The 18,212-nt window shown below is 70.0% G+C and carries 16 protein-coding genes and 1 tRNA gene; 5 read left to right on the top strand and 12 right to left on the bottom strand.

The features are described 5' to 3' along the window. Positions 1-69: 69 nt before the first annotated feature. The 3 genes from SMIR_RS21975 to SMIR_RS21965 are packed head-to-tail and all read right to left on the bottom strand — an operon-like array spanning position 70 to position 3,451. Positions 70-954 carry an SDR family oxidoreductase gene (locus tag SMIR_RS21975; protein ID WP_168492548.1) on the bottom strand — a complete coding sequence of 295 codons (885 nt, stop codon included), beginning with the start codon at positions 952-954 and terminating at the stop codon, positions 70-72. After that, complete coding sequence (locus tag SMIR_RS21970; protein WP_168492550.1) at positions 951-1,880, bottom strand: alpha/beta fold hydrolase; 930 nt, start codon at positions 1,878-1,880, stop codon at positions 951-953. The genes SMIR_RS21975 and SMIR_RS21970 overlap by 4 nt, the downstream gene beginning before the upstream one ends. Beyond that, positions 1,877-3,451, bottom strand: coding sequence for a flavin-containing monooxygenase (locus SMIR_RS21965; RefSeq protein ID WP_212727272.1), 1,575 nt, complete (start codon positions 3,449-3,451; stop codon positions 1,877-1,879). The genes SMIR_RS21970 and SMIR_RS21965 overlap by 4 nt, the downstream gene beginning before the upstream one ends. Positions 3,452-3,612: 161 nt before the next feature. Between SMIR_RS21965 and SMIR_RS21960 the strand changes: the two genes are divergently transcribed. After that, positions 3,613-4,239, top strand: a complete 627-nt coding sequence (locus SMIR_RS21960) for a MerR family transcriptional regulator (protein WP_168501089.1) — start codon at positions 3,613-3,615, stop codon at positions 4,237-4,239. Here SMIR_RS21960 and SMIR_RS21955 read toward each other — a convergent pair. Continuing rightward, on the bottom strand, positions 4,227-5,030 hold the full coding sequence (locus SMIR_RS21955; protein WP_168492554.1) for an exodeoxyribonuclease III: 804 nt from the start codon (positions 5,028-5,030) through the stop codon (positions 4,227-4,229). The genes SMIR_RS21960 and SMIR_RS21955 overlap by 13 nt on opposite strands. Before the next feature lie 58 nt (positions 5,031-5,088). On the opposite strand from SMIR_RS21955, the gene SMIR_RS21950 reads away from it, so the two are divergent. Continuing rightward, a complete protein-coding gene (locus SMIR_RS21950; RefSeq protein WP_168492556.1) occupies positions 5,089-5,574 on the top strand; it encodes a GNAT family N-acetyltransferase in 486 nt (161 codons plus the stop codon). Positions 5,575-5,654: 80 nt separating this feature from the next. On the opposite strand, the gene SMIR_RS21945 is transcribed toward SMIR_RS21950, so the two are convergent. The 7 genes from SMIR_RS21945 to galU form a co-directional block, all read right to left on the bottom strand. After that, positions 5,655-5,728 (bottom strand) — tRNA-Ala (locus SMIR_RS21945). 85 nt (positions 5,729-5,813) lie between these two features. Further along, entirely contained in the window at positions 5,814-7,133 is a 1,320-nt protein-coding gene (gene sepX / locus SMIR_RS21940) for a divisome protein SepX/GlpR (protein WP_168492558.1), read from the bottom strand. Positions 7,134-7,310: 177 nt separating this feature from the next. Further along, positions 7,311-7,964 (bottom strand): GNAT family N-acetyltransferase, encoded by a 654-nt coding sequence (locus tag SMIR_RS21935; RefSeq protein ID WP_101404558.1) that lies wholly within the window; start codon positions 7,962-7,964, stop codon positions 7,311-7,313. After that, on the bottom strand, positions 7,961-8,473 hold the full coding sequence (locus tag SMIR_RS21930) for a MogA/MoaB family molybdenum cofactor biosynthesis protein (protein WP_211118730.1): 513 nt from the start codon (positions 8,471-8,473) through the stop codon (positions 7,961-7,963). Before SMIR_RS21930 ends, SMIR_RS21935 begins: the two co-directional genes overlap by 4 nt. Beyond that, positions 8,470-8,949, bottom strand: a complete 480-nt coding sequence (moaC, locus tag SMIR_RS21925; protein ID WP_053852462.1) for a cyclic pyranopterin monophosphate synthase MoaC — start codon at positions 8,947-8,949, stop codon at positions 8,470-8,472. The genes SMIR_RS21930 and moaC overlap by 4 nt, the downstream gene beginning before the upstream one ends. 61 nt (positions 8,950-9,010) lie before the next feature. After that, the gene (glp, locus tag SMIR_RS21920; protein ID WP_212727271.1) at positions 9,011-10,333 is read right to left on the bottom strand and encodes a molybdotransferase-like divisome protein Glp; all 1,323 of its coding nucleotides are present in this window, start codon (positions 10,331-10,333) and stop codon (positions 9,011-9,013) included. A gap of 4 nt (positions 10,334-10,337) precedes the next feature. Then, positions 10,338-11,240 carry a UTP--glucose-1-phosphate uridylyltransferase GalU gene (gene galU, locus SMIR_RS21915; protein ID WP_101404554.1) on the bottom strand — a complete coding sequence of 301 codons (903 nt, stop codon included), beginning with the start codon at positions 11,238-11,240 and terminating at the stop codon, positions 10,338-10,340. A 132-nt stretch (positions 11,241-11,372) separates the two neighbouring features. Between galU and SMIR_RS21910 the strand changes: the two genes are divergently transcribed. Further along, positions 11,373-11,948: a 5-formyltetrahydrofolate cyclo-ligase gene (locus SMIR_RS21910; protein ID WP_422664456.1), complete on the top strand. Its 576-nt coding sequence runs from the start codon at positions 11,373-11,375 to the stop codon at positions 11,946-11,948. Positions 11,949-12,038: 90 nt separating this feature from the next. Here SMIR_RS21910 and SMIR_RS21905 read toward each other — a convergent pair whose 3' ends face one another. Then, positions 12,039-14,804: a penicillin acylase family protein gene (locus SMIR_RS21905; protein ID WP_168492561.1), complete on the bottom strand. Its 2,766-nt coding sequence runs from the start codon at positions 14,802-14,804 to the stop codon at positions 12,039-12,041. 304 nt (positions 14,805-15,108) lie between these two features. Between SMIR_RS21905 and SMIR_RS21900 the strand changes: the two genes are divergently transcribed. Both SMIR_RS21900 and SMIR_RS21895 read left to right on the top strand, forming a co-directional pair. Then, entirely contained in the window at positions 15,109-16,665 is a 1,557-nt protein-coding gene (locus tag SMIR_RS21900) for a potassium/proton antiporter (protein WP_168492563.1), read from the top strand. A gap of 263 nt (positions 16,666-16,928) precedes the next feature. Beyond that, positions 16,929-18,191 (top strand): MFS transporter, encoded by a 1,263-nt coding sequence (locus tag SMIR_RS21895; protein ID WP_168492565.1) that lies wholly within the window; start codon positions 16,929-16,931, stop codon positions 18,189-18,191. Positions 18,192-18,212: the final 21 nt, after the last annotated feature.

The following is an 18,212-nucleotide window of genomic DNA, read 5'->3' as shown; positions in this document are numbered from 1 at the left end:
TGTGGGTGAGGGGGATCGGGCTCGACCAGACTGACACGCGCCGACTACGCACGCATTTCGATCAGCTACTCACGGTGATATTCCCTGTTGGCGCTGCTCGTCGGCCGCCCCTCCGGCACCCACGAGCCCCGTACCCACGCCCTTGAGCCGCGGCTCGAACCGCCGCATCTCCCGCTGTCCGACCGCCCCGATGATCCCGGGGAGGTAGCCCCGGACGCCCTGCATCCCGCGCAGCCACCACTGTGCGTACACATGACTGGACCGCCGCTCGATCCCCGCGACGATACGGTCGACGGCCGGCCCCAGCGGATACGTCTTGTTGGACGGCCACGGCAGCCGCTGCCTCAACTCCCGCATCACCTCGTCCTGATCGGCTCCGCGCACCATGTCGGTGTCGGTCCAGGACAGGTAACCGACCCCGACCCGTACGCCCTTGTGGCCGACCTCGGCGCGCAGACTGTGCGCGTACGCCTCCACGCCCGACTTGGACGCGCAGTACGCCGTCATCATCGGCGCCGGGGTGATGGCCGCGAGCGAGGCGATCTGGAGCAGATACCCCCGGCTCTCCATCAGCACGGGCAGGAACGCCCGCGCGGTGACCGCCGATCCGATGAGGTTGACCTCGATGACCCGCCGCCAGGCGACGGGATCGGACTCGACGAAGGGACCGCCGTTCGCCACACCGGCGTTGGCGACGACGATGTCGACCTTCCCGAACCGTTCCTTCACCTCGGCCGCGACCTGGGCCATCGCCTCATGGTCGGTGACATCGGCGTACCAGAAGCCGCTTTCGCCGTGCAGCCGGTCCGAGACCTGCTTGAGCGCGTCCGGCTCCAGGCCGACCAGCGCGACCTTGGCACCGCGCGCGGAGAGCTTGCGGGCGAGGAGTTCGCCGACGCCCCGCGCGGCCCCCGTGACAACCGCGACCTGCCCTTCCAGGCTCACCTTGGTCATGCGCTGCCCTCCTTGATCTCTGCGTAGGTGGAGACGAGTTCGCGTATGCGGGCGGTGACCAGTTCCGGCGCCTCCACCGGTGTCATGTGCCCGAGCCCGGTCAGCTCGGTGATGCCGACACAGTTCGGCAGGGTCGCGACCAGGGCGCGCGCGTGCACCACGGGCGTCAGCCGGTCCGCCGTACCCACCACCACGGCCGTCGGCACCGCCAACGCCCGTACGCCGTGGTCGAGATCGAGCAGGTCGAGCACCTTCGACCAGGCGTGCCGCACCTTGCGCGGACAGGCGTGCACGATCCGCGCGCACGCCTCCACCATGCCCGGTGACGAACCGGCGCCCATGGTCGCGTACTTGAGGATCCGCCGGGCGACCGGTGTGACGGGCCCGAGCGGCGCGGCCGACCCGAGGATCCTCTTGGTCACCCGGGTCCGCAGCCATCCGGCCGGCATCGGCACCACCCGCGCCTCGGCCACCAGCCGCGAACTGCCCGTGCTGCACAGCAGAGCCGCCACCGCGTGCTCCCGGAATCGCGGCCGCGCCGAGGCGGCCATCAGCGTCATCCCACCCATGGAGTGCCCGACGAGCACGGCCTTCTCGCCGGGCGCGAGCGTGGCCCCGAGCACGGCTTCCAGGTCGTCGGCGAGCGCGTCCGCGGTGCACGTCTCGCTCACGGGACTGCGTCCGTGCCCGCGCTGGTCGTAGGCGATCACCCGGTGGTCGACGGCGAGATCCCGTATCTGCGCCGCCCAGAAGGCGGTCGAACAGGTCCAGCCGTGCGCGAGGACGACGATGGGCGCGGCCGGATTGTCCTCGGGTCCGTGCACCTCCACGTGCAACCGGGCGCCGTCGGCGGAGACGGCGGTCAGTTCGCGCGCGGGCGCGGGCGGCGCGTACGCCCCGTGCTCCACATGAGTCAGTCGGCTCACGCTCCCGCCTCCACCTTCTTGGTGCCCTTTGTGCCGGAGTTCTTGGTGCGCGACTCGGTTGTGCTCGGCTCGGTTGCGCTCGGCTCGGGGACGCTCGGCTTGGGGGCGCGCAGCACCTCGTACTCTCCCAGGTCCACCCGCCGGGTGGCGCTACGGAACTCGGTCGTCGTGCCGGGCCAGATGGTGGTGTTGCGGCCGTTCGCGTCGAGGTACCAGCTGGTGCAGCCGCCGGTGTTCCACACGGTGCGCAGCATCCGCTCCTGGACCCTGTCGTTCCAGCCCTCCACGGCGTCGGGGCGGGCGTCGAGAGCCGCGCGTCCGCCCAGGACGTCCAGCTGCCGCATGTAGTCGGCCATGTAGTTCAGCTGGGACTCGATCATGAGGATCATGCTGGAGTTCCCGAGCCCGGTGTTCGGGCCGATGATCGTCATCCAGTTGGGGAACCCGGCCGCGGTGGCCCCGCGCAGCGACTTCATGCCGCCGCGCCACGCCTCCGCGAGCGTCCTGCCCTCCGCTCCGACGACGCGGTCCGCGATCGGCATGTCGGTGACGTGGAAGCCCGTACCGAAGATGATCGCGTCGACCTCGGCCGTGCTGCCGTCGGCGGCGACGAGCGTGGAGCCGTCGATCTTGGCGAGCCCGGAGGCCACGACGTCGACGTTGGACCGGGTGAGCGCCGGATAGTAGGTGTTGGAGAGCAGGATCCGCTTGCACCCGATCCGGTAGTCGGGGGTCAACTTGGCCCGCAGCGCCGGATCCTGGACGGCCCGCGTCATGTTCCGCCTGGCCAGCCGCTCGACGAGGCCCAGCTCGCCCGGCCGCTTCGTGAACGCCTGGACCTGCAGCTCCCTGATCCCCCACAGCAGTCCGCGCCGGGCCTGTGTGGTGAAGGGCAGCTGCTTGTGCAGCCACCGTTCGGCGCCGGTGATGGCCCGGTCGACCCGGGGCATCACCCACGGCGGCGTGCGCTGGAAGAGGGTCAGCCGGGACACGTCCGGCTGGATGGCGGGCACGATCTGGATGGCGGAGGCGCCCGTGCCGATCATGGCGACGCGCTTGCCGCGCAGGTCGTAGTCGTGGTCCCAGCGGGCCGAGTGGAAGACCTTGCCGGGGAAGGAGTCGATCCCCGGTATGCCGGGGATCCTGGGATCGGAGAGCGGCCCGGTCGCGGACACGACGACATCGGCGGTGAGGAAGCCACGGCTGGTCTCGATCCCCCACCGGAACTTCTCCCGGTCCCACGTCATCATCTTCACTTCGGAGTCGAAGCGCAGATGCGGGCGCAGCCCGAAGACGTCGGTGACGTGTTCCAGATAGGCCCGGATGTGCTCCTGCCCCGAGAAGGTGCGCGGCCAGTCGGGGTGGGGCGCGAACGAGAACGAGTACAGGTGCGAGGGCACATCACAGGCGCACCCCGGGTAACTGTTGTCCCGCCACGTACCCCCGACGCTCCCGGCCCGTTCCAGGACGACGAAGTCGGTGATCCCTTCGCGGCGCAGCCGCACCGCGGCCCCCAGACCGCCGAACCCGGACCCGATCACCGCGACGCGCACATGCTCGTGCTCGGTCATCCCGACCATCCCACGCCTCCCTAGCCGCCCGACCCTGCCAGTGAACACTGGCGCAATGGGAGACTAGAGCAGCTCCGTACTGATGGGTAGGGTTGCGACCACGAAAGTTACCGACGGTACGACGTAGGGTTTCGCACGTGGCGGAGAAGCGTGAGTACCGGATGGAGGAGCTGGCCAAGGAGGCCGGCATCACCGTGCGCACCCTGCGCTTCTACCGGGAGCGCAAGCTGATTCCGCCGCCCCGCCGCGAGGGCCGTATCGCCTGGTACGACCACACGCACCTGGCCCGTCTGCGCACGATCTCGGCGCTGCTCGAACGCGGCCACACCCTCAGCGGCATCGCGGAGCTGGCCGAGGCCTTCGACCACGGACGTGACGTCGGTGAACTCCTCGGTCTGGGCGAGCCCACCGAGGAGACCCCCGTCCGCCTCTCCCCCGAGGAGCTCGCCGACGTCTTCGCCGGCCAGGCTACCCCGGAGAACCTCGCCGCGGCCCTCGACCTCGGTTATCTCGGCACCGACGGGGGTGAGATCGTCCACATCAGCCGCCGCCTGCTCGATGTCTCGGCGGCCCTGGTCCGCGAGGGCATCCCGCTGGCCGACGTCCTCACCGCCGCCCGCCGCGTCCGCGACCACGCCGACGCCCTCGCCGACCTCTTCGCGGGCATCGTCCTGACGGAGAACCGCACCACCGAGGACCTCAAACGCCTGCGCCCGCTGGCGAAGAGCGTGGTCGAGGCGGAGCTGTCGATGGCCCTGGACCGGCGGCTGCGGGACTACAGCTCATAGACGACCGTCACCGGCGCATGGTCGGACCAGCGCTCCGCGTGCGTCGCCGCCCGCTCCACGAACCCCTTCACGGCCTTGCCCGCGAGCCCCGGCGTCGAGACGTGGTAGTCGATGCGCCATCCGCTGTCATTGTCGAAGGCCCGCCCTCGGTACGACCACCACGAGTACGGCCCCTCGACGTCCGGGTGCAGCGCCCGTACGACGTCGACGTACCCGCCGTCGCCCTCGTCCAGGACCCGCCCCAGCCACTCGCGCTCCTCGGGCAGGAAGCCGGAGTTCTTCTTGTTGGCACGCCAGTTCTTGAGGTCGGCCTCCTGGTGCGCGATGTTCCAGTCGCCGCAGACGACGACCTCGCGCCCGTCGGCGGCGGCGCGCTCGCGCAGCTCCTTCAGATGGGCGAGGAACTCGTCCATGAACCGGACCTTCTCGTCCTGCCGTTCGGTTCCGACCTCGCCGGAGGGCAGATAGAGGCTGGCGACGGTGACACCGGGGAGGTCGGCCTCGACGTACCGTCCACTGGAGTCGAACTCCTCGGACCCGAACCCGATGCGCACCCGGTCGGGCTCGCGCCGGGTGTACAGGGAGACGCCCGCACGCCCCTTGGCGGCCGCGGGGGCGTGCACGACGTGCCACCCCTCCGGCGCCCGCACCTCCTCGGGCAGCTGCCCGGGCTCGGCCCGCACCTCCTGAAGGCACAGCACGTCCGCGTTGGTCTCCGCGAGCCACTCCACGAAGCCCTTTTTCGCGGCGGCCCTGAGCCCGTTCACATTCACCGAGGTAACAGTCAGCACCCGGGCACGATACTTAATCCATTCCACCCAGAGGGCGCATACATGTACGATACACCGCATGAGTATCCGCCCGGTCCCGTACGACCACCCCGACGCCGTCAAGCTCAACGACCAGGTGCAGGCCGAATACGCCGAGCGCTACGGCGATGAGGGCGACGTCACACCGCTCGACGCGTCGATGTTCAAGCCGCCGCTCGGCCTGTACCTCCTCGCCTACGACGAGCGGGACCGCCCGATCGCGTCCGGCGGCTGGCGCAGCCAGGACAGGAACGACGAGGGGTACGCGGACGGCGACGCCGAGCTCAAGCGCATGTACGTGACCCCTCAGGCCCGCGGTCTCGGCCTCGCCCGCCGCATCCTGGCCGCCCTGGAGAACGACGCCCGCACGGCCGGCCGCACCCGCATGGTCCTGGAGACCGGCGCCAAGCAGCCCGAGGCGGTCGCCCTGTACCTTTCCAGCGGCTACGAGCCCTGTGCCAAGTTCGGCTACTACCGCTTCCACGAACTCAGCCTCTGCTATGCCAAGCCGCTGGCCATTCGGTGAACACGACTCGGTGAACGAGAGAGTGTGGCCGCACAGGCAAGAACCCCGCCGGACGAATCCGACGGGGTTCTGAATTGCAGTGGACCTGAGGGGATTTGAACCCCTGGCCCCCTCGATGCGAACGAGGTGCGCTACCGGACTGCGCCACAGGCCCTTGCAACGAGTGAAACTCTAGCATCCCCGTCGGGGTGCTTGGAAATCCGTTCCTGGCTGGTCAGCCGGGGCTCCCGAGCTCCTGGTCATTCGTTGGCGGCGCGCGGCCGTTCGCCGTCCTCGTACTGGTCGAACAGCGGAGTGCGACCGCGCTCACGGGCCCGCCGGGCGGACGCGGCGCGTCGGGCGTCACTACGGCCGTCGTCGGCGGCCTCGGCCGTCTCGGCGGCTTCGTGGCCCTCCTCGGCGGCGGGCTCCGCCTCCGGCTCGCTCGGCTCGACGGCGCTGGAGCGCGCCGAGCTCCACGCGTCCGGCGCCCCCAGATCGACGCTGGACGTGGCCCTGGGCGCGACCGGCGCGGTCACGTACGTCGGCAGCGGAACCGGCACCGGGTCCCAGCTGTCGCCCCGGCCGGGGCCCCGCTGACGCTCCCGCTGCTGGTCGACCCACTCGGCGTGGTCGGTCTGCTCGACGAGGGCGCGGCGGTCGGCCGCGAGCGCGGACAGTCCTGGGTCGGTCTCCGGCTCGGGGCTGTCGTCGGGCTCGTCGGCGCCGGGGTCGAGGGTGGGCCGCCGGCGCGGCTGCCGCTCCCTGAGCCGCTGCGCCGCGGCCTCGGCCCGGCGCCGGTCCATGGTGTACGTGAAGCGCCGTCGCTCCTGGGCGCGCAGGTACACGATGTACGAGCTCAGCATCAGGGCGGGCACGCCGGGCGCCCAAAGGAACGCGAGCCCCCCGACGGCCGCCACGATCGCGCCGAGCGTGAAGGCGAGGAAGAGCATCACGGTCGTACGCCGCCGGCGCGCGAGCACCTTCGAGCGCCGGGCGCGCGCCGCGGCCTCCGCCGCGGAGGCCCGCCGCGCGGCCGGGACCCTGGAGGCCCCGGAGTTGGCCGAATCCGATCCCGAACCCGATCCCGAACTCGACTCCGACGCCGAACCCGACGACGGCGCCGAACCGGACCCCGACCCCGGTTCCTGCGCCGACGACTTCGGCGCGGGTTGGGCCGACTGCTGCGGCACCGCCCGGCCGGCCGCCGAGGAGCCCTGTGGGGCACCCTGCCGGGCGGCGGCCTGTGGCGCCTGCTGCGGTTCGGGCCGGGCGGGCGGCGGGAGTTGGGCCTTGGTCTGCTGCCGGACCGGAGGCATGGCGAAGGCCCGGACGTCCACCGAGTCGGTGACGGCGTCCGGATCGGCTCTGGGCTCCCCCTCTTCGGCGGAGCGCGCCCGCAGGTCCTTGGCGTACCGGCGCTCCATTCCCGCCCGTCCGGACAGCAGCCGGATGGCGGTGCTGAAGCGTTCCGTCGGACGGGCTTCATTCAGCTCGTCCTGCCTACGGAGCCACATCGGCACCAAGTAGGCGGCCCAGGCCCCGACGATGACTGCGTAGATGAGGCCGCTGCTGCTCACGCCTCACACGGTAGAGGGGTTTGCATGAGGCCATCTGCCAATTCGGCCGGTGTGTCGCACGATCCGGCTGATATTTCGAGCTTTTTTTGTGACCGATGCGATCAGCGGGCCGCAGGGAGCGCGAATTTAATGCCCCGAGCCGATCAGACACCGATCAATTTCGAACACACATTTCATTTACTGAGTGCCGGGCTTGCTCTGGTTCTCCGAACGGGCCTGCATCGATCGTGCCCGCCGCCAACGCCCCAGCAACCCCTCCGGCACCTCTTCCGCGGTGAGCGCGAAGACGAGATGGTCCCGCCAGGCACCGTCGATGTGGAGATAACGCGGCCGGAGCCCTTCCTCGCGGAATCCGAGTTTCTCCACGACCCGGCGGCTCGGCCCGTTCTCCGGGCGAATGCAGACTTCGATGCGGTGCAGTCCGACCGTGCGGAAGCAGTGGTCGGTCACCAGCGCCACGGCCGTCGGCATCACTCCGCGCCCCGCCACCGACTGGTCCACCCAGTAGCCGATGTGCCCGGAGCACATCGATCCCCAGGTGATCCCGGCGACGGTCAGCTGCCCGACCAGACGGCCCTGGTACTCGATGACGAAGGGCAGCATCCGGCCCGCGTTGGCCTCGGCACGCAGATGCCGGACCATCTGGCGGTAGGTCGGCCGGTGCGCTATCGGACCGCTGGGCGTGGGCGGCGGAATCGTCGCCTCCCAGGGCCGCAGCCAGTCCCGGTTGCGCCGGTTCACCTCGCGCCAGGCCCGCTGGTCGCGCACCTTTATCGGCCGGAGGACGACATCGCCGTCCACCAGCTCGACGGGCCAGGATGGGCTGTTCAGCTCGCACCCCCACTGCCGCTGGGTCTGGGGTGGTCGCCGCCACGGATCTGGTCGACGGCGTGGATCAGAAGGGGCTCCAGAACGGCCAGGCCGTCCTTCACCCCGCCGGTGGAACCCGGCAGGTTGACGATCAGCGTCCGTCCCGCGACTCCGGCGAGCCCCCGGGACAGCGCCGCCGTGGGCACCTTCTCTCTCCCGAACGCCCTGATGGCCTCGGGAATGCCCGGCACCTCGTGATCGAGCACGCGCCGGGTCGCCTCGGGCGTCCGGTCGGTGGGCGAGATCCCGGTCCCGCCGGTGGTCACGATCACGTCGTACCCGCCGTCGACACCCGCGCGCAGTGCCGCTTCCACGGGGTCGCCGTCCGGCACCACCCGGGGGCCGTCGACCTCGAAGCCGTACGCCGTGAGCCCCTCGGCGATCAAGGGGCCGCCCTTGTCCTCGTAGACCCCCGCGGCGGCTCTGTTCGAGGCCGTGACCACGAGCGCGCGGTATGACAGCGCCGTCATGCCCGGCTCCAGTCGCCCGACTTTCCGCCCGTCTTCTCTTCCACCCGTACGTCCGTGATGACCGCCCCCTTGTCGACCGCCTTGACCATGTCGATCACGGTGAGGGCCGCCACGCTGACCGCGGTGAGGGCCTCCATCTCGACGCCCGTACGGTCGGTCGTCTTCACGGTGGCGAGGATCTCGACGGCGTCGTCCGCGACCGACAGATCAAGCTTGACACCCGAGACCGACAACGGGTGACAGAGCGGGATCAGATCCGGGGTGCGCTTGGCGCCCATGATGCCCGCGATGCGCGCGGTGGCCAGGGCGTCGCCCTTGGGGACGCCCTCACCACGCAGCAGTTCGATCACACGGGGCGAGACCAGGACACGACCGCTGGCGCGGGCGGTGCGCGCGGTCACGTCCTTCCCGGAGACGTCGACCATGCGGGCGGCACCCGCCTCGTCGATGTGGGTCAGTCGGTCCTGCGTACTCATGTCTGCGCGGCGCTCCCGGTCGGGCCTCTTGTGCGCGACACGGTACCGCCACTCGGGGCACTCAGCCGAGCAGGACCACTTCGACCTCGGTGCCGGGCTCGACCGAGGTGACGTCCTCGGGGACGACGATCAGCGCGTCGGCCTGGGCGAGGGCCGCGACCAGGTGGGATCCGGCGCCGCCGACCGGGGTCACCTTGCCGTCGGCGTACCTCCCGCGCAGGAACTGCCGACGGCCGTCCGGCGAGGTCAGCGCCTTGCCCGTCTCCAGGGTCGCCCTGGTGGTGGGGCGGTGGATGTCGTCCAGGCCCGACAGCGTGCGGATCGCGGGGCGGACGAACAACTCGAAGGAGACGTACGAAGAGACGGGGTTGCCGGGGAGCGCGAGCAACGGGGTGTGCTCGGGGCCGATCGTGCCGAAGCCCTGGGGCTTGCCGGGCTGCATGGCGAGCTTGCGGAAGTCGATACCGCTGCCCTCCTCGTCCTCGTCGCCCACCGAGGACAGTGCCTCCTTGACGACGTCGTACGCGCCGACGCTCACGCCGCCCGTGGTGACCAGCAGGTCCGCGCGGATGAGCTGGTCCTCGATGGTCGCGCGGAGCGTCTCGGCGTCGTCGGCGACCGCGCCCACCCGGTAGGCGATGGCCCCGGCGTCGCGGGCGGCGGCGCACAGGGCGAAGCTGTTGGAGTCGTAGATCTGGCCGGCGCCCAACGGCTCGTCGGGCTGGACGAGTTCGCTGCCGGTGGACAGGACGACCACGCGTGGGCGCGGGCGCACGCGTACGGTGCCGCGGCCGATCGCGGCCAGCAGGCCGATCTGCGGCGGGCCGAGGATCGTGCCGGCCTCGAGGGCACGGTCCCCCGCCTTCACGTCGCTGCCCTTCGCGCGCACATGCGCGCGTGCCTCGGCCGGGCGGTGGACGCACACCTGGCCGGAGGCGCCCTCGGGGGCCGCGCTGCGGGCGCGCATCCCGGAGACGGGACCCTCCCCCAGGCCGCCGTCGGTCCACTCCACCGGGACGACGGCCTCGGCGCCGGGCGGCAGCGGGGCGCCGGTCATGATGCGGGCGGCCTCACCGGGGCCCACATGGAGCTGCTCGCCCTGGCCGGCCGCGACGTCGCCGACGACCGTGAGGACCGCCGGATACTCCTCGCTCGCGCCCGCGACATCGGCGACCCGGACCGCGTACCCGTCCATCGAGCTGTTGTCGAACGGCGGCAGGGAGACCGGCACCGTGACGTCCTCGACCAGGACACAGCCCTGGGCGTCGAGGAGTTGCAGCTCGATGGGTTCGAGAGGGCGAACGGTCGCGAGGATGTCCTCCAGGTGCTCGGTCACCGACCAGAGATGGTCCTGGCCGGTGACACGGGTCGCGGCGCTGCTCAAATTCCTACATCTCCTCGGCTACGTAACTGCGAAGCCAGGTCCGGAAGTCCGGGCCCAGGTCCTCACGTTCGCACGCGAGCCTGACAATGGCACGCAGATAGTCGCCGCGGTCGCCGGTGTCATAGCGGCGGCCCTTGAAGACGACGCCGTGCACGGGGCCGCCGACCTTCTCGTCCTGCGCAAGCTGCTGGAGGGCGTCGGTGAGCTGGATCTCGCCACCGCGGCCCGGCTCGGTCTTGCGGAGTATGTCGAAGATGTGCGGGTCGAGGACATAACGCCCGATGATCGCGTAGTTGCTGGGCGCGTCCGCCGGGTCCGGCTTCTCGACCAGGCCCGTCACCTTGACGAGGTCGCCCTCCGCGGTGGTCTCGACGGCCGCGCACCCGTAGAGGTGGATCTGCTCGGGCGCGACCTCCATGAGCGCGATGACGCTGCCGCCGTGCTGCTCCTGGACCTCGACCATGCGGGCGAGGAGGGGGTCGCGGGGGTCGATCAGGTCGTCGCCGAGGAGCACGGCGAAGGGCTCGTGGCCGACGTGCGGAGCCGCGCACAGGACGGCGTGGCCGAGGCCCTTGGGGTCACCCTGGCGCACGTAGTGCATGGTGGCCAGGTCGCTGGACTCCTGGACCTTGGCGAGCCGGTCGGCGTCACCCTTCTTCTGAAGGGCGGACTCCAGCTCATAATTGCGGTCGAAGTGGTCCTCAAGGGGGCGCTTGTTGCGGCCGGTGATCATCAGGACGTCGTCGAGACCCGCCGACACGGCCTCTTCGACCACGTACTGGATCGCCGGCTTGTCGACGACCGGCAGCATCTCCTTGGGAGTGGCCTTGGTGGCCGGCAGGAACCGGGTGCCGAGGCCTGCTGCGGGGATGACAGCCTTGCTGATCCTGGGGTGCGACTCAGTCATGCGCGTAACCATATCCGGTGGCTATGAGCGCAATCTGTTGGTCCCGTTAAATAGCTCTCATATGAGCACATAAGGAACGGTACGGAGTGAGCTGTGAGCCACGTGGGACGTGCGGCAGAGCCTGACAAGCGAATGTTGCGGCGAGGATTCCTCGCGGTGAGAAGCAGATTGACACCCTACGACCTGCGGGAAGCCGCCGGGACCCTGGCCCTGCGGGCACTGGAGCTGCCGGAGCTGGCGCACGCGCGCACGGTGGCGGCGTACGTCTCCGTGGGGAGCGAGCCGGGCACCCTCGCACTCCTCGACGCGCTCCACGCGCGCGGGGTGCGCGTGCTGCTGCCGGTCCTGATGGCGGACAACGACCTGGACTGGGGCGCGTACGCCGGAGAGGGCTCCCTGGAGCGTGTCCAACACGGCGGCAGGATGGCTCTCTTGGAGCCGGCGGGCGAGCGGCTCGGTCCCGAGGCCGTCCAGGACGCCGACGCCGTCCTGCTGCCCGGCCTGGCCGTGGACCGGCGTGGAATGCGTCTGGGTCGCGGCGGCGGCTCGTACGACCGCGTACTGGCCCGCCTTGAGCGCGCGGGGGCCGATCCCGCGCTGGTGGTGCTGCTGTACGACGCGGAGGTCGTCGAGCACGTCCCGGCGGAACCTCACGACCGTCCCGTCCACGCGGTGGTGACGCCTTCGGGGGTGCGTCGCTTCGGCTGACGGGCCCGGGTAGGCGAAAGGGCCCTCCACACGTGCGTGGAGGGCCCTTTCACCTGTCGCCGTCAGTGACTCACGGTCGCCGTCGGTGGCTCACGGCTTGAGCACCAGGGTGTCGCTCGTGCTCTTGTCGACCGCCTTGTCCGAGAAGGACCACGGCAGCAGTTCGCCCTTGGCCCACTTGTCCGTCTGGTCGGTGTAGTGGGCGCTGTAGGCGTGCCCGGAGGCGCCGGAGAGGTTGATCCACTTCGACTTGTCGAAGTCGTCGAGGTTGACCACCATCCGCATGGACGGCACCCAGACCACTCCGTAGCCGCCCGCGGCGTTCCAGCCGGTCGCGTTGACCGTGGCCTCGCCGCCGCTGAGCTTCCAGGGGCCGCGGTTGAGCATGTACTGCAGGACGCCCGGACCGTCGGTGCCCATGGTCTGGTTCTTCAGGAACAGGCGGTGCAGCCGGCCCCAGCTCCAGGTGTCCATGTCCTTGCCGAGCTTGGCGGTCAGCTCCCAGCGGGCGTCCTTCATGGCCCGCGCGAACAGCTGGTCGCGATTGCCGGCCGCATCGTCGAGGCGCGTCTTGGGCGCCTTCCACCAGTCGTTGTTCTGGTCGTCGATGATCTTGCGGACCACCTCGAACCAGCGGTCCCCGCCGTCAGGCTGCGCCTGGTCCGCCTCACGCTGACCGCACTCGCGCACGGTCTGGTTCTCGTCCGCGGGACCGGTGGTGTCGACCGGGGCGACGTTCAGGCACTGGCCCTTGACCCGCAGCTCCTTGGGCAGCTTGTTGCCGAAGGCGAGCTTGAGGATGTTGCGCCAGGTCGCGTTGAAGTACGCGGCCGCCGCGGAGTCGGCGTCCTGGGTGTAGTCCCAGCCCTCCAGGAGCTTCTGCGCCTCGCGGACGTTCTTGTCGGCGACGTCGATCTTGAGCAGCTTGGGCACGATCAGCTTGGCGATCTCGCTGCTGTCGTCGAGCTGCATCTGACGCATGTCGTCGGTCGAGATCTTGCCGCCGCCCTTGATCTTCGCCTCGATGAGATCGGTGATCCGCTGGCTGCGCGTTCCGTAACCCCAGTCCGTGGTGAGCGTGTAGGGGTACTTGTCCTTGTCGACGACCGCCTGGTTGGCGGTCACGATGTAGCCGCGCTTCGGGTTGTACTCGTAGGGCAGCTCGGACTGCTTGATGTAGCCGGTCCACGTGTACTTGGAGTCCCAGCCGGGCGACGGGAGCGAGCCGTCGTCGCCCTTCGACCGGGTCGGGATCTTGCCGGGCAGCTGGTAGCCGATGTTGTCGTTGGTGTCGGCGTAGATCAGGTTCTGCGAGGGCACGTCGAAGGACGCGGCCGCCTTGCGGAACTCGGACCAGTTCGACGCCTTGTCCAGCTGGAAGACTGCGTCCATCGAGTTGCCCGGGTCCAGGGCGGTCCAGCGCAGCGCGATGGCGTAGCCGTCGCCGCGGTCGGGCGCCCCGCTGTCGACGGTGGCCTTCTTGCCGACCTTGACCAGTTCGTCGTCGCGGTCGGAGAGCAGCGGCATCCCGTCCTTGGTCTCCCGGACGACGATCGTCTTGTTCGCGCCGCCCGCGACCTTGATCGTTTCCTTGCGGGTCGTGAAGGGCAGCACCTTGCCGTCGTACTCGTAGCCCTCGCCGGTGATCTTCTCCAGGTAGAGGTCGGTGACGTCGACCCCGGAGTTGGTCATGCCCCAGGCGATGTCCTGGTTGTGGCCGATGACCACGCCGGGCATGCCCGCGAAGGTGTAGCCGGAGACGTCGTACTGGCACTTGCTGGAGACGCTCGTGCAGTGCAGGCCCATCTGGTACCAGACCGAGGGCAGCGAGGCCGACAGGTGCGGGTCGTTGGCCAGCAGCGGCTTGTTGGTGATCGTGTACTTGCCCGCGACGACCCAGGAGTTCGAGCCGATGCCGTTGCCGTTCACACCGACGGCGGTGGGCACGTTGTCGAGCACGTTGTAGAGCTTGGAGAGCTGGCTCTGCAGGCCATTGGGCGCGGTGGCGTTCCCCGCGAGGCCGGTGCCCGACGTGGACTGCGTCCCGCTGCCCGACGTCGTGCTGCCGCCCTGGACGTACGACCCCGTGACGCTGTCGTACTGGCCCTCCTGGGTGATCGTCTTGTTCCGGCTGTACGGGTACTCCGGGTACAGGTCGGCGATCTGCTTCGGGCCCAGGCGGCTGGTCATCAGGGAGCGGTCGATCTCTTCCTGCATGTTGCCGCGCAGGTCCCAGGCCATCGCCTTCAGCCACGCGACCGAGTCGACCGGGGTCCACTCCTGGGGCTTGTAGTCGTTGGTGAAACCAAGGGCCGCGTACTCCAGGGAGATGTCCTTGCCGTCCTTGCCCCTCAGGTAGGCATTGACTCCCTTGGCGTACGCCTGGAGGTACTTCTTCGTGGAGGGCGACAGCTTCGTGTCGTACTCCTCCTTGGCAACCCGGTCCCAGCCCATCGTGCGCAGGAACTCGTCGTTCTTGACCTGGCTCGAGCCGAACATCTCGGACAGCCGGCCCGAGGTCATGTGACGGCGTACGTCCATCTCGTAGAACCGGTCCTGCGCCTGGACGTAGCCCTGCGCCATGAACAGGTCCTCGTCGGACGAGGCGTAGATCTGCGGGATCCCGTTGCCGTCCCTCTTGACGTCCACGGGACCCGACAGCCCGTCGAGCGTGAGGGAGCCCTTGGTCTGCGGGAAGGAGGCGCGGACGGTACTGACCCCCCAGTAACCGCCATAGGCAACGCCTCCGAAGAGGGCCAGAACCAGGACGATCAGGACCAGTCGGGCCTTGCGCCCCTTCTTCCTGCCGGACTTGCCCGGCTTCTGGCCGGAAGAGGCGGTGGTGTTCGGGGGCATCGCTGTCCTTGCTGTCCTAACGCGAGCGGCAGGCGGTCCTGGAGTGCTGGAGCAACCATAGGCGCAGGGCCCGACGCGCCTTGACGCGGAGTCGGGTACAGGACGGACGAGCGTTCGATCTCAGCCTCTCGAGCGTCAAGAAAGCGTCAAGAGTTAGGTAAGGTAACGAAGTACTTGGCCTCATGTACCGACTTCGGGTGTTCGGATCGACGTGCTCGGATGCACGCGATCACTTCGATTCCACGCGTCGACCGCGACGCGATCACATCGAATCGACGTGTTCACATCCACACGTTCGAATCCAGTGCCCGGATTGGCGAGAAGGGAACAGCCGCTGACTGTCCACCACCTCAACCAGCTCCTGCTCGTCTGCTCGCTCGTTCTGCTCGTCGCGGTGGCAGCGGTTCGTATCTCTTCGCGCAGCGGGCTCCCCAGCCTGCTCGTCTACCTCGGCATCGGCATCGCCATGGGCCAGGACGGGGTCGGCAATGTCCACTTCAGCAACGCCGAACTGACCCAGGTCATCGGATACGCGGCCCTGGTCGTGATCCTGGCCGAGGGCGGCCTCGGCACGAAGTGGAAGGAAATCAAGCCGGCGCTGCCCGCGGCCACCTCGCTGGCACTGGTCGGCATCGCGGTGAGCGTCGGAGTGACGGCCGCGGCCGCCCACTACCTGATCGGCCTGGAGTGGCGGCAGGCGCTCATCATCGGCGCGGTGGTGTCCTCGACGGACGCGGCGGCCGTCTTCTCGGTGCTGCGGAAAGTACCCCTGCCCGCGCGCGTGACGGGCATCCTGGAGGCCGAGTCCGGCTTCAACGACGCCCCGGTGGTCATCCTCGTCGTCGCGTTCTGCACGGCGGGCCCCGTGGAGCACTGGTACGTGCTGCTGGGCGAGATAACCCTGGAACTGGCCATCGGCGCGGCCGTCGGCCTCGCGGTGGGCTGGCTCGGCTCCTGGGGTCTGCGGCACGTGGCGCTGCCCGCCTCCGGCCTCTACCCGATCGCCGTGATGGCGATCGCGGTCACCGCCTACGCCGCCGGCGCGCTCGCGCACGGCAGCGGCTTCCTCGCCGTCTACCTCGCGGCGATGATGCTCGGCAACGCCAAACTGCCGCACTGGCCCGCCACCCGAGGCTTCGCCGAAGGGCTCGGCTGGATCGCCCAGATCGGCATGTTCGTCCTGCTCGGCCTGCTGGTCACCCCGCACGAGATGGGCGACGACATCATGCCGGCCCTCGTCATCGGCCTGGTGCTCACCATGGTGGCGCGCCCCCTGAGCGTCGTGGTCAGCCTGCTGCCCTTCCGCATTCCGTGGCAGGAGCAGACGCTGCTGTCCTGGGCGGGCCTGCGCGGCGCCGTACCCATCATCCTGGCGACCATCCCTATGGTGAGCGGCATCGCGGAGAGCCGCCGGATCTTCAACATCGTCTTCGTCCTGGTCGTCGCCTACACCCTCATCCAGGGCCCCACGCTGCCCTGGCTGGCCCGGAAGCTGCGGCTGGGCGAGTCCGAGGGCGCCGCCGACCTCGGGATCGAATCGGCACCCCTGGAGCGGCTGCGCGGCCATCTGCTGTCCGTCGCGATCCCGAAGGGCTCCCGCATGCACGGCGTGGAGGTGGCCGAGCTGCGCATGCCCTCGGGGGCCGCCGTCACCCTCGTCGTGCGCGACGGGACCTCCTTCGTGCCGCTGCCCACGACCGTCCTGCGCCGCGGCGACGAGCTGCTCGTGGTGGCCACCGACCCGGTCCGGGACGCGGCCGAGCGACGGCTGCGCGCGGTGGGTCAGGGCGGCAAGCTGGCGGGCTGGCTGGGCCTCGCGGGCAACGGCGCCGGACCGCACTCCCGACATTCCGGACAGTAAACGGGACATTAAGGGGCGATGTGCATTCGCAGGCGAACACCGCCATGGTGCTCACTTTCACAGGCACCGCAGCACTCGCCCCTGTACGATGAAGGCACACCTTGATCGAACCAACTCTGCCTGAAGCAGAGCTGGCGCGACCGTATGGCGGTCGTGACGCCCTCGCAGTGGGCGGCGCGGCATCTACCGCAGTTCCGCGCAAGAGGACAGCTCTCGGCGCCCCCCGCACGGGCGCGCTACCAGGCGGCAGAAAGGCACGGGCCGTGGCATCCACGGTCACCTCCCGCCCCGGGTACGGACAGCTGCTGCGCACCCGCGGCGCCTGGACGTTCCTGCTTCCCGGCTTCGCCGCACGTCAGCCCTTCGCGATGCTGACGCTCTCCCTCGTACTCCTCGTCCAGCACACCACCGGCTCGTACGGGGCCGCCGGCGCCGTCGCCGCCGTCACCGGCGTCTCCATGGCGCTGTTCGCACCCTTCACCGGCCGTCTCGCCGACCGCCACGGCCAGCGGGCCGTCCTGCTGCCCGGCGTCTTGGTGCACGCCCTGGCAGGCCTCTCCCTGACGACGCTGGCGCTGACGGACGCCCCCTTGTGGGCCCTTTTCCTCGCCGCCGTGCCGACCGGCGCCTCGGTGCCCCAGGTCGGGCCCATGGTGCGCGCCCGCTGGGGCGTGAAGCTCCAGGACTCGCCCCTGATGACCACCGCGGCGGCCTTCGAGTCCGTCACGGACGAGCTGACCTTCGTGTTCGGCCCGCTGCTCGCCACGGCGCTGTGCACCGCCGTGCACCCGGCCGCGGGCCTGCTGACCGAGGCCGGGCTGACCCTGATCGGCGGTCTCCTCTTCGCCGCGCAGAAGAGCACCCAGCCCGCTGTCGCAGCCGCCGGGCACACGCGCGTGGAGCACGGTTCCGCGCTGCGGGTCCCCGGAGTGCGCGTGCTGATCGTGACCTTCCTGGGCATCGGCTCCGTCTTCGGCGGTATGCAGGTCTCGCTCGCCGCGTTCAGCGAGTCGATCGGCGAGCCCGGCCTGAACGGCGTCCTGTACGGCGTCTTCGCCGCGGGCAACATGCTCTCCGGCGTCGTCTGCGGAGCCATCGCCTGGAAGGTGGCCCCGCAGCGGCGGCTCGTCATCGGCTACGCCGCCCTGGCGCTCGCCGCGTGCGGACTGTGGGCCGCGCACTCCGTGGTCGTGCTCGCCGCGATCGGCCTCCTGGTCGGCATGTGCATCGCTCCGTCTCTGATCACCGGCTACACGCTGGTCGAGGGCCTGGTCCCGGCGGGCGCCCGCACCGAGGCCTTCACCTGGCTGACCGGCGCCGTCGCGCTCGGCCAGGCGGCGGCCGTCACGGTCGCCGGACAGCTGGAGGACCGCCTGTGGAACGGTGCCGGATTCCTGGTACCGATGGCCGGTACGGCACTGGCGCTGGCGACCTTGCTGGCCCTGCGCTCACGGCTGGCCACGCGGCCCTCCGGACGCACCGTCGCACGTGGCGTCGGTCACCGAGTGCCGGTGACAGTGGACTGATCTCGCGGAATACGTCAGTAT

Source organism: Streptomyces mirabilis (assembly GCF_018310535.1).
Taxonomy (GTDB): Bacteria; Actinomycetota; Actinomycetes; order Streptomycetales; family Streptomycetaceae; genus Streptomyces.
The sequence above is the reverse complement of the archived record's forward strand: the minus strand, read 5'-3'. Positions and strand labels throughout refer to the sequence as shown.

What these genes read in the sequence shown, in the direction of transcription:
- SMIR_RS21975 (WP_168492548.1), bottom strand. Translation starts at nt 954, where the DNA reads ATGACCAAGGTGAGCCTGGAAGGGCAGGTCGCGGTTGTCACGGGGGCC.
- SMIR_RS21965 (WP_212727272.1), bottom strand. Translation starts at nt 3,451, where the DNA reads ATGACCGAGCACGAGCATGTGCGCGTCGCGGTGATCGGGTCCGGGTTC.
- SMIR_RS21960 (WP_168501089.1), top strand. Translation starts at nt 3,613, where the DNA reads ATGGAGGAGCTGGCCAAGGAGGCCGGCATCACCGTGCGCACCCTGCGC.
- SMIR_RS21950 (WP_168492556.1), top strand. Translation starts at nt 5,089, where the DNA reads ATGAGTATCCGCCCGGTCCCGTACGACCACCCCGACGCCGTCAAGCTC.
- SMIR_RS21930 (WP_211118730.1), bottom strand. Translation starts at nt 8,473, where the DNA reads ATGACGGCGCTGTCATACCGCGCGCTCGTGGTCACGGCCTCGAACAGA.
- moaC (WP_053852462.1), bottom strand. Translation starts at nt 8,949, where the DNA reads ATGAGTACGCAGGACCGACTGACCCACATCGACGAGGCGGGTGCCGCC.
- galU (WP_101404554.1), bottom strand. Translation starts at nt 11,240, where the DNA reads ATGACTGAGTCGCACCCCAGGATCAGCAAGGCTGTCATCCCCGCAGCA.
- SMIR_RS21910 (WP_422664456.1), top strand. Translation starts at nt 11,373, where the DNA reads ATGTTGCGGCGAGGATTCCTCGCGGTGAGAAGCAGATTGACACCCTAC.
- SMIR_RS21905 (WP_168492561.1), bottom strand. Translation starts at nt 14,804, where the DNA reads ATGCCCCCGAACACCACCGCCTCTTCCGGCCAGAAGCCGGGCAAGTCC.